The organism is Streptomyces sp. NPDC030893 (genome assembly GCF_055571535.1).
The window spans coordinates 170,061-181,133 of sequence record NZ_JBVIFC010000004.1 but is presented as its reverse complement, the minus strand read 5'-3'; the positions used below and the strand labels follow the sequence as shown (position 1 = coordinate 181,133).

6 protein-coding genes are annotated in these 11,073 nt (G+C 74.8%); all 6 read left to right on the top strand.

The window, feature by feature from the left end:
• The first annotated feature begins 32 nt into the window (after positions 1 to 32).
• From ACZ434_RS10690 to ACZ434_RS10665, 6 genes are read left to right on the top strand one after another with little or no spacing between them, the layout of a single operon-like run.
• Entirely contained in the window at positions 33 to 1,220 is a 1,188-nt protein-coding gene (locus ACZ434_RS10690) for an aminotransferase class I/II-fold pyridoxal phosphate-dependent enzyme (RefSeq protein ID WP_468453978.1), read from the top strand.
• A 29-nt stretch (positions 1,221 to 1,249) separates the two neighbouring features.
• Positions 1,250 to 2,032, top strand: coding sequence for an SDR family NAD(P)-dependent oxidoreductase (locus ACZ434_RS10685; RefSeq protein ID WP_468453976.1), 783 nt, complete (start codon positions 1,250 to 1,252; stop codon positions 2,030 to 2,032).
• Between the two features lie 29 nt (positions 2,033 to 2,061).
• Positions 2,062 to 5,202: a non-ribosomal peptide synthetase gene (locus ACZ434_RS10680; protein ID WP_468453973.1), complete on the top strand. Its 3,141-nt coding sequence runs from the start codon at positions 2,062 to 2,064 to the stop codon at positions 5,200 to 5,202.
• Entirely contained in the window at positions 5,199 to 8,006 is a 2,808-nt protein-coding gene (locus ACZ434_RS10675; RefSeq protein ID WP_468453971.1) for a beta-ketoacyl synthase N-terminal-like domain-containing protein, read from the top strand. The genes ACZ434_RS10680 and ACZ434_RS10675 overlap by 4 nt, the downstream gene beginning before the upstream one ends.
• A complete protein-coding gene (locus ACZ434_RS10670; protein WP_468453969.1) occupies positions 8,003 to 9,655 on the top strand; it encodes an aldehyde dehydrogenase family protein in 1,653 nt (550 codons plus the stop codon). The genes ACZ434_RS10675 and ACZ434_RS10670 overlap by 4 nt, the downstream gene beginning before the upstream one ends.
• The gene (locus ACZ434_RS10665; RefSeq protein WP_468453967.1) at positions 9,655 to 10,791 is read left to right on the top strand and encodes an acyl-CoA dehydrogenase family protein; all 1,137 of its coding nucleotides are present in this window, start codon (positions 9,655 to 9,657) and stop codon (positions 10,789 to 10,791) included. The genes ACZ434_RS10670 and ACZ434_RS10665 overlap by 1 nt, the downstream gene beginning before the upstream one ends.
• Positions 10,792 to 11,073: the final 282 nt, after the last annotated feature.

Genomic DNA, 11,073 nt, shown 5'->3' with positions numbered 1-11,073 from the left:
TTCCTTGCCGAAGACCTGTCGAAAGGCGAACAGTGGGTGTCATCGAAAAATGCTTCTCCTACACCCGTTCCAGGGAGGGGAAAGCAAGCGGCTATTACCCGTTCTTTGTCAGTTTCGACGGCCGGGCCGACGGTGTGGCCCGGCTCTCCGACGGCCGTGAACTCGTCATGTGCGGTTCCAACGACTATCTGGGCCTGAGCACCGACCCGCGGGTGACCGCCGCGGCGGCCGACGCGGCCCACCGCTACGGCGCCGGCTGCACCGGCTCCCGGCTGCTCAACGGCAACCTGGAGCTGCACGAACAGCTGGAACGCGAGCTCGCCGCCTTCTTCCGCAAACCCGCCGCCCTGCTGCTGACCACCGGGTACCAGGCCAACCTCGGCGCCGTCGCGGGCCTGTGCGGGCCCGGTGACACGGTGTTCGTCGACAAGGACGCCCACGCCTCCCTCATCGACGCCGTCCGGCTCAGCCGGGCCCGGCTGCAGTGGTTCAGCCACAACGACACCGCCGATCTCGCGGAGAAGCTGGCCCGGCACCCCGGCCGCGGCGGCAGGCTGGTCGCCGTCGACGGCGTCTACAGCATGGAGGGCGACCTCTGCCCGCTGCCCGAACTGGTCCGCGTCTGCGAGGAGTTCGACGCCACCCTGCTGGTGGACGACGCGCACGGCGCCGGGGTCCTGGGCAGCGGACGCGGCACCTGCGAGCAGTTCGGCCTGACCGGCCGGGTACCGCTGATCACCCTGACGTTCTCCAAGTCGTTCGGCTCGATCGGCGGGGCCGTGCTCGGCGACGAGGAGGTCATCGAGTACCTCCGCCACAACGCCCGCAGCCTGCTGTTCTCCGCCAGCAGCAGCCCGGCCAACACCGCCGCGGCCCTGGCGGCCCTGGAGATCGTCCGCACCGAGCCCTGGCGCTGCGAGAAGGTGCTGAAGAGCGCGGAGTTCATGCGCCGCGAACTCGCCGCCCTCGGCTACCGCACCGGCAGCTCCGAGACGCCCATCGTCCCCGTCGACACCCGCGACGAACTGCACACCGTCGTCGGCTGGAAGCGGCTGATGGAGGAGGGCGTGTACGTCAACGCCGTACTGCCGCCCGCCGCTTCGCCCCGCCTGCGCACCAGCTACACCGCCGTCCAGACCGACGAGCACCTGGAGCGGACGCTCGCCGCCTTCGCGGCCGTGCGCGGCGATCTGGCCGCGGTGCTCACCGACGCCCCGTGACCGCCGGCCCTCCCACCGCCGAGGAGACCATGCCCACCGCACTCATCACCGGAGCCACCGCCGGACTCGGCCGGTCCTTCGCCCGGGCCCTCGCCCGCGAGGGCCACCGGCTGGTCCTGGTCGCCCGCTCCGAGGCCGCGCTGAAGGAGACGGCGGACGCACTGCGCGCGGCCCACGGCACGCAGGCCGAGGTGCTCGCGGCCGATCTGGCCACCGACGAGGGCTGCGCCGCGGTCTGCGCCCGGCTCGGCGCCGAACCGGCCGTCGACCTGCTGGTCAACAACGCCGGCATCGGCTACGAACAGCCCTTCCTGAGCAACGGCCCCGAGGCGGAGGAAAAGCTCCTCGACCTCAACGTCCGGGCGGTGCTGCGCCTGACGGACGCGGCCCTGACCGCCATGACGGCCCGCCGCCGCGGCCAGGTGCTCAACGTGGCCAGCGTCGCCGGGGTCGGCCCGTCCTGGCTGAGCTCCACCTACCCGGCGAGCAAGGCCTGGGTCATCTCGTTCACCGAGTCACTGGCCTGGTCCCGGCAGGTGCGCGACGCCGGGATCCGGATGACCGCGCTGCTGCCCGGCTACACCCGCACCGAGTTCCACCGGCGGGCCGGCATCCCGACCACGTTCCCGCCCCCCTGGCTGTGGCTGGACGCCGACGCGGTGGTGCGCACCGCGCTGCGCGATCTGCGCCGGGGAAAGGTCGTCAGCGTTCCCAGCCTCCGCTACAAGGCCGCCGCCTGGACGCTGCGGCACCTGCCGCGGCCGCTGACCCGGCAGGGCGCCTGGGACCTCAGCGCCCACCCGCATCGATGAGTCACACGAAGCAACGTTTAGGGGGAAGCATGGGAAGCGAGGAGACCGCCGTGCCGGCGACCCCGGCACAGCTCAAGCTCTACACCCACGCACGGGTGTTCCCGAAGGACCCGTCGTTCAACCTGGGCGGCACCTTCCACATCACCGGCGAGGTCGACCTGGACCGGCTGCGGTCGGCCGTCGGCCGGCTGGCGGCCGGCATCCGCGCCCTCAACACCTCCTTCGAGGAGCGCGACGGAACCGTCCTCGCCGTCCACCGTCCCCCGGACGTGACGGACCCGGCGGACCTGGTGACCGTCACCGACCTGCCCGGCGAGGGGATGCGGGAGGCGCCGCGGCGCTTCGCCGCCAAGGCCGACCGCCCCATCCCGCCCCAGGCGCCCCGCCAGTACGACTTCGAGATCTTCCGTGCGACGGACGGGGTGTTCTTCACGCTGCTCTTCTCGCACCTGGTCTGCGACGCCTACACGTTCTACATGTTCGTCAGCGAGCTGGAGCGCCTGTACACCGAGCCCGGCGCCGAGCTCACGCCCGCCGCGCTGGACGAGCCGGGAACCCTGGTCACCGGCGCCGCCCCCGCCTCCCCCGCCGCCCTGGACTTCTTCCGCACGCGGCTCGCCGGCGTCACCTCCTTCTCCGACGACCGGCTGCTGGGCAGCCGCTCGGCGGGCGGCGCGCTCCGCGGCCACCAGCGCCACCTGGTCCTCACCGACGAGGAGAGCGCCCGGATCGGCGCCGCGGCGCAGGCGGTGGGCGCCAGCCCGTTCGCCTTCTTCCTCGGCGCCTACCTGGTCACCCACGCCCGGATCACCGGGCGCCGCCGCGTCGTCACCGGACTGCCGCTGGCCAACCGCCGGGGCATCCGGCAGCGCCGGGCCTCGGGCTACTTCGTCAACATCCTGCCGCTGGCCGTCGACCTCTCCCGCTACGAGACCTTCGGCGAGCTGTGTCTGGACATGCAGGAGGCCACCCTCGGCATGCTGCGCTACCAGAGCTTCGACGTGGCCGCCCACCTGCCCGAGGTCTGCCCGGACGCCGACCCCGGCGCGCTGGCGTTCGGCAGCGCCTTCACCTTCTACAAGCAGCCCCTGCAGATCCGTATCCCCGGCTGCACCGTCGAGTCGATCGAACTGCCGCGCCGCTACGCCAAGTACCCCCTGGTGATGAACGTCGAGGACTTCGGCGGCCGGTTCAACGTCAACATCGAGTGCTCCGAGGAGCAGTGGGACACCGACCCGCTCGCCTGCATGCGCCAGGTCCTCGACACGGTGTCCCGCGACGCCGAGGTGCCGCTGCGCGACATCCCGGCGCTGCCGCCCGAGGCGGAGGCGACGCTGTCGCGGCGGATCAACGCCCCGGCGGGCCCGGTGGACGACGGCCCGCACCCCTCCCTGACGACCTGGTTCGCCGACGTCGCCCGCCGGCACGCCGGGCGGATCGCCGTACGGGACGGGCGGACCGCCCTGTCGTACGCCGAACTGGACGCCCGGTCCGACCGGGTCGCCCACGCGCTCGGACGCGTGGCCACGGGCGACCACGTGGGCGTCCGGATGCGGCGCGGCGCCGACCTGATCGCCGTGATCCTGGGCGTGCTGAAGGCGGGCAAGGCGTATGTGCCGCTCGACCCGGCCGCGCCCGCGAGCCGCGTCGAGCGCATCCTGGAGAGCTTCCCCGGCGGACTGCCCGTGGTGGCCGACGGGCAGCGCCCGGCGGAGGGCGGCGTACGGCACCTCGACGCGGCCGCCCTGCTGGCCCCGGGCGATCCGGTGCCCGGCCCCGAGCCGGTGAAGGACCCGGAGACCTGCGCGTACACCATCTTCACCTCCGGCTCCACCGGGCGCCCCAAGGGCGTGCAGGTCACCCACCGCAATGTGCTGCGGCTGTTCCGCTCCGCCGAACGGCACTTCGACTTCGGCCCGGACGACGTCTGGAGCCTGTTCCACTCCTACGCCTTCGACTTCTCCGTCTGGGAGATCTTCGGCGCCCTGCTGTACGGCGGGCAGATCGCCGTGGTGCCGGCCGACACCGCCCGCTCCCCGCAGCAGTTCCGCGACTTCCTCGCCGAGTACGGCGTGACCGTGCTCAACCAGACCCCGTCCGCCTTCGGCCAGTTGCTGAAGGTGCTGCGGCCCGGGGACCGTACGGGACTCGACGTGCGCTACGTCGTGTTCGGCGGCGAGGCGCTGCGCTACGCCGCGCTGCGGCCCTGGTACGAGCTGATGGGCGAACGCGCCCGGCTGGTGAACATGTACGGCATCACCGAGACCACCGTGCACGTCACCCACCACGCGGTCACCCCCGCCGACACCCTGCTGGAGAGGGAGTCGGTGATCGGCCGCCCGCTGGCCGACCTGACGGTCTCGGTCGTCGACGAGGACGGCCACCACTGCCCGCCCGGTGTCCCCGGCGAACTGGTCGTCGCGGGCCCCGGCGTGACCCCCGGCTACCTCAACCGGCCCGACCTGACCGCGGAGCGCTTCACGGTGCGCGACGGTGTAGCCGAGTACCGCAGCGGCGACCTCGGCATGACCCGGCCGGACGGCACGCTGGTCCACCTCGGCCGCATCGACGACCAGGTCCAGCTGCGCGGCTTCCGGATCGAACTCGGCGAGGTGGAGTCCGCCGTACTGGCCGTGCCCGGCACGGCGGAGTGCGCGGTGCGGCTCGACGCACGCGACCCCGAGCGTCCGGAACTCGTCGCCTTCCTGGCCGCCGGTCCGGCGGCGCCCGACGACCGGGAGCTGCTGCGGCGGCTGCGCGAGCGGCTGCCCGCCTACATGGTGCCGGCCCGGCTGGTGCGGCTCGCCGCCCTGCCGCTGACCGTGAACGGCAAGGTGGACGACGCCGCCCTGCCGTGGCCCTCCCCCGCCGACGGTCCGTCCGCCCCCGCCCCCGCCGAGCTCCCCGGGCCCGGCGCCACCACCGCCGCTTCGGTGCTCGCCGTGTGGCGTGAGGTGCTGCCGGGCCGGACGGTCGGCGAGGACGACAACTTCTTCGACATCGGAGGCTCGTCCATGCACGTCGCGGACGTGCACGCGAGGCTCCAGGAACGATTCCCGGGAGTGTCCCTCGACATGATCGCCCTGTTCACCCACACCACGGTGCGCCGACTGGCCGCGCACATCGACGGCCTGCGCGCCGGCACCGACCGGGCGGGAGCGGCCCGGTGACCGCGCCCGCGACGGACCGGCCGCATCCGGCCGGCCGGGCCCTGCCGGTCGCCGTGGTCGGCATGGCCGGCCGGTTCCCCGGCGCCGACGGGGTGGCCCGGTTCTGGGAGAACCTGCTCGCCGGCCGGGAGTCCGTACGGCGGTTCTCCCCGGACGAGATGCGCGCCGCCGGGGTGCCGGAGCCGGCCTCCGCCGACGCCGGTCATGTGCCGGCCGGGGCCGACCTCGCCGACGCCGACGTCTTCGACGAGCAGTTCTTCGGGATCAGCCCGCGCGACGCGGCGTTGATGGACCCCCAGCACCGGCTGCTGCTGACCTGTGCCTGGGAAGCCCTGGAGGACGCCGGCACCCGCCCGGACCGGAGCGGGGGCCGCGTCGGGGTGTTCGCCGGGAGCAGTCTGAGCACCTACCTGCTCGCCCAGGTGCTGCGCTCCGCCGACCACGCCGACCAGGCGCTGAGCTACCCGGTGCTGCTCGGCAACGACAAGGACTTCCTGGCCACCCGCGTCGCCTACCGGCTCGGCCTGACCGGGCCCGCGATCGGCGTGGCGACCGCCTGCTCCAGTTCGCTGACGGCCGTTCACCTGGCCTGCGCGGCGCTGGAGCGCGGCGACTGCGACGCCGCCCTCGTCGGGGGCGCCAGCGTCACCGTGCCGCAGACCACGGGCTACCCGTACCAGGAGGGCGGCATCCTCTCGCGGGACGGCCACTGCCGGGTCTTCGACGCCGCGTCCGACGGGACCGTCAAGGGCAACGGCGTGGGCATGGTCGTCCTCAAGCCGCTCGAGCGGGCGCTGGCCGACGGCGACCGGATCTACGCGGTCGTCCGCGGCAGCGCCGTCAACAACGACGGCTCCGACAAGATCGGCTTCACCGCCCCGGGCCCGGCCGGCCAGCAGGCCGTGATCGAGGCCGCGCTGAGCGCGTCGGGCGTGCCCGCCTCGGCCATCGGCTACGTCGAGGCGCACGGCACCGGCACCGCGCTCGGCGACCCGCTGGAGCTGCGGGCGCTGGCCGCGGCGCACCGGGCCGCGGGCGGGCCCGCGCCGGACTGCGCCGTCGGCAGCCTGAAGGCCAACGTGGGCCACCTGGACGCCGCCGCGGGTGTCGCCGGGCTGATCAAGGCGGCGCTGGTGCTGCACCACCAGACCGTCCCGCCGCAGATCAACTACACCGCGCCCAACCCGCACATCGGCCTGGACGGCCTGCCGTACACGGTGCCCACGGCCGCCGACGGTCCGCGTCGCACGGCCCTGCGGGCGGCGGCGGTCAGCTCCTTCGGGCTGGGCGGCACCAACGCCCACTGCGTCCTGGAGGCCGCGCCGCCGCACGGCCCCGACCGGCCCGCCGCCCCGGGGGTGCGCCACCCGGTGGTGCTGTCCGCCAAGGACGAGCACGGGCTGCGGGAGGTCGCCCGGCGGCTGCGGGACCACCTCGCGGGCGCCGGCTCCCCTCCGGCGTCGCGGGACCTGGCGTACACGCTGCTCGCCGGACGGCAGCCGATGCCCGTGCGGCACGCCTTCACCGCCGCCGGCACCGACGAGGTCCTCGCCGGGCTGGAGGCGTTCCTGGACGGGCGGGCGGACGACCCGGCCACGGGCTCCGGTGCCGCCGGCGCGGCCGTGCGGAGCTGGCTCGCCGGGCGGGACCTGCCGCCCGGGGAGTGGGACGCGGAGTGGGCGTTCGACACGGCGCGCAAGGTCGCCCTGCCCTCCTACCCGCTGCGCCGCAACCGGCACTGGATCGACGCGGACGCCCCGCCCGCGTCCGCGGCCGCACCGGTCGCGGACGGCCCGGTCGTCGCGGGGGTGACCCGGGAGCGGTTCACCGCGTTGCTGGAGAAGCACCTCGGTGTCACCGGCATCGCGGACGAGGACGAGTACCTCGACCTCGGCGGGGACTCGATGCTCGCCGTCGAGGTCGCCACGGCACTGCGCGACGAGTGCGGTGTCGCCGTCGACCTGGACGTCTTCGGCCGGCTGCGCACCGTCGGCGAACTCGCCGACCACGTGGTCTCCCTCGGCGCCGCCGGTGACGGGGCGGACACGGGACGGGTGGTGCCGGTCCGGCCGGGCGAGGGCCGCACCCTCTTCCTCGTCCACCCGGCCGGCGGGACCAACTTCGTCTACTTCCGCCTGGCCGTCCACTCCGGCTCGACGGTGCCGCTCGCCGCCGTCTCCCACCCGGCGCGGGAGGAGGAACGCCCCGCCACCCTGCGCGAGCTGGCGGCGCTCTACGTACGGCAGGTCCGGCGCGAGCAGCCGCACGGCCCCTACCGGCTGGGCGGCTACTCCTTCGGCGGCAACGTCCTGTTCGAGATGGCGCTGCAACTGCGCGCGGCCGGCGAGGAGGTGGACACGCTGCTGATGCTGGACACGCATCCACCGGAGGCGTACGTCGGCGGGCACATCGGCGACGACGAGTTCGAGCGGGCCGTGCCGCTGCTGCTGGGTGCCGCGGCGGCCGACGAGGAGCAGGCGGAGCTGCTGCGCCGGGAGGGCTTCGTCGCCGCCTGGCGGCACAACCACGACCTGCTCAAGGGCTACTACCCGGACCGGCGGTTCGACGGCGGCATCGTGCTGGTGGCGGCCGAGGAGGACGAGGACGGTTCCCTGCTGGACACCCTGCGGATCCGGCGCCTGGACAAGGCGTCCCTGTGGGCCGGGCACGCCGACGGGCCGGTCGAGGTCCTCAGGACGCCCGGCGACCACTTCACCATGTTCGAGGAGGGCGCCCGGCTCAAGGCCCTCGCCGCCGCCTTCGACGAGGCGCTCGAACGGCTCGGCGACGGGAGCGGACAGTGACAGAGGGATACACGGGACGCTCCTACGGCACGTACGCCGGGGGCCGGGAACGGCACGGCGACGCATGGGTGCACACCGTGCGCGCCTCGGCGATGCTGCGGGACCCCATGGCCTCGGTCCGGCTCAAACGGGGCCTGGAACGCGGCCGGCTGCCGCTGGAGGCCGCCACCGCGGACGTGGTCGGCCGGGTCGCGGTCGCCGACACCCACGACATGGAGGAGGCGCTGCACGCCGCCGCCGAGGCGGCGGCCCGGTGGGCGGCGGTCCCGGCGGCGGACCGGATGCGGGTGGTGGCGGAGTTCCACGACCTGGTGCGGGAGAAGGCCGACGACGTCATCGACATGATGGTCGCCGAGGGGCACCCGCGGCTGCTGGCCCGCTGGGAGGTGGCCGGCATGCTGGCCAACACCGGCCCGGTGACCCGGGACTGGATCGCCGGCCAGCTGGAGCACCGGCAGACGCTGGGCGACCGGGAGCTGCGGCTGCGCCGGGTGCCGGACGGGGTGGTGTGCCTCAACCCGCCGCAGAACGCCACGGTCGCCAACGCGCTGCTCGGCATCTGGGTCCTGGCGGGCGGCAACGCGCTGGTGGTGCGGGCGCCGCGCAGCGCGCCGCTGGGGGTGCTGCACGCGCTGCACGAGCTGGTGGTGCCCGCGCTGGAGCGGGCCGGGGCGCCGGCCGGCCTGCTCGCCGCCCTGTGCATGCCCGCGGCCCCCGCGCTGGCGCAGTGGCTGGACAGCCCGCTGGTCGACGACATCATGTACTTCGGCGGCAGCGAACAGGGCATCGCGTTCGGCGCCGAGTGCGTGGCCCGGGGCAAGAAGCCGATCCTGGAACTCGCGGGCAACGACACCGTCGTGGTGTGGCGGGACGCGGACCTGGACCGGGCCGCGGACGCGCTGGCGGAGGCCTTCTACGGCTCCGGGCAGATCTGCATGGTGCCCAACTGCGCGGTGGTGCACCCGGCGGTGGCCGACGCGCTGCTGGAGCGGCTGGAGCGGCGGGCGCGGGCGATCCGGCCCGGGTTCCCGGAGGAGGCCGGGGCGCTGCTCTCCCCGGTGCTGCGCACCGACCGCTTCTTCGAGGTGCTGGGCCAGGCCACGGCGGCCGGGGCACGGCTGGTGTGCGGCGGCCGGCGGCTGGACGTGCACGGCCGGCCCGACGAGGTGGGCGGGATGTTCGTGGAGCCCACGGTCGTCCGGGTGGACGGGCTCAAGGGCGCCCGGGACCTGGACGTCGTCCGCCACGAGACGTTCTTCCCGCTGCTGCCCGTGGTGGTCCCCGAGGAGCGGCCCGACGCCGAACTCCTGCCCGCCGTCACGGCGTTCGTCGACGCCAACGAGTACGGCCTGCGCAACTCGCTGTGGGCGGGCGACCCCGCGGTGATCGACGGCTACCTCGCCCGGGTGCGCGGCGGCGGGCTGGTGAAGGTGAACGACTCCCACATCGGCTTCCTGCCGCTGCTGCCGACGCACGGCGGCACCGGCCTGACCGGCGGCCCGGGCGGTGAGGCCAACTTCCCCGCGCTGCGCACCACCCACCTCCAGGGCGTGAGCGTCGGACACGGCGTCCAGCCCCGGCAGGCGGTGTTCGGCGAGGAGCGGACCGGGCCGGACCGGCCCGGCGACGAGAACGAGAGGGACCACTGATGCGTTCCATGGACCACGCCCACGCCGCGTGCGAGGCACGGCTGCCCGGACTGGCCGAGGAGCTGGCGGACGTCCCGCCGGCCGTTCTGGAGGCCCCCGGCGGTCCCGGACTGGACGCCTTCCGGCGGGCCGGCGGGCCCGGGCTGCTCATCCCCGCCGCGTACGGCGGGGCCGGGGTGAGCGCCGTCGAGGCGGTGCGGATCACCCGCGCCCTCGGGGCGCTGTCGCCCTCCCTCGGGGTGGCCTCGGCCATGCACAACTTCTCGGTGGCGGGCCTGGTCGCGCTCGTCGGCTCGGCCGACGCCTCGGGACTGGAGTGGATGCTGATCGAGGGCATCGCCCGGGACCGGCTCCTGGTGGCCTCGGGCTTCGCCGAGGGGCGGGCCGGCGCCGGCATCCTGGAGTCCGCGGTGACCGCCCGGCCGGCCGAGGGCGGCTATGTGATCGACGGCAGCAAGAAGCCGTGCAGCCTGTCCCGGTCGATGGACCTGCTCACCGCGAGCGTCGCCCTCACCGAGGAGGACGGCGGCACCCGGCTGGGCGTCGCCCTGATCCCGGCCAAGTCCCCCGGCATCAGCCGCAGGCCGTTCTGGGGGACGCCCGTCCTCGCGGGCGCCGAGAGCGACGAGCTGGTGCTGGAGAACGTGCACGTGGCGGACGAGCTGATGCTGCGTCCGCAGGTCGAACTGGGCGCCGGCCTGGACACGCTGCAGACGGTGGGCTTCGTCTGGTTCGAGCTGCTGGTGACCTCCGCGTACACGGGCGCGGTGGCCCGGCTCGCCCAGAGCGCGGTACGGGCCGGCCGGGGCAGCGCCGGGGACCGGGCCGCCCTGGTCGTCAAGGCGGAGGCGGCCGCCGCGCTCACCGAGAACGTGGCCCGCACGGTCGACGGCGGCACGGTCGGCAACGACGAGCTGGGGGCCGCGCTGACCGCCCGCTACGCCGTCCAGGACCTGCTCGTGGACCTGGCCGACCGGGCCGCCGAACTCCTCGGCGGGCTGGCGTTCGTCACCTCGCCCGAGGTGGGCCAGCTGCTCGCGGTCAGCCGTGCGCTCGCCTTCCACCCGCCGTCCCGGCTGGGCGTCGCCCAGGCCCTCCTGGACCACCACGACGGCACCCCCCTCCTGGTCCGGTGACCGCGATGACCACCACACCCCTCCCGACCCCCGGCCCCTCCCCCACCGCCCGGGCCGCGTCCGGCGCAACCTCCGCCCGACCGCCGCGACGGCACCGCACTGCCGGCCCGACGACCACACCCCTCCCACACCCCGGCCCCCCACCCACCGCCCGGGCCGCGTCCGGCGCAACCTCCGCCCGACCGCCGCGACGGCACCGCACTGCCGGCCCGACGACCACACCCGCCCCACACCCCGGCCCCCCACCCACCGCCCGGGCCGCGTCCGACGCAACCGGCCCGG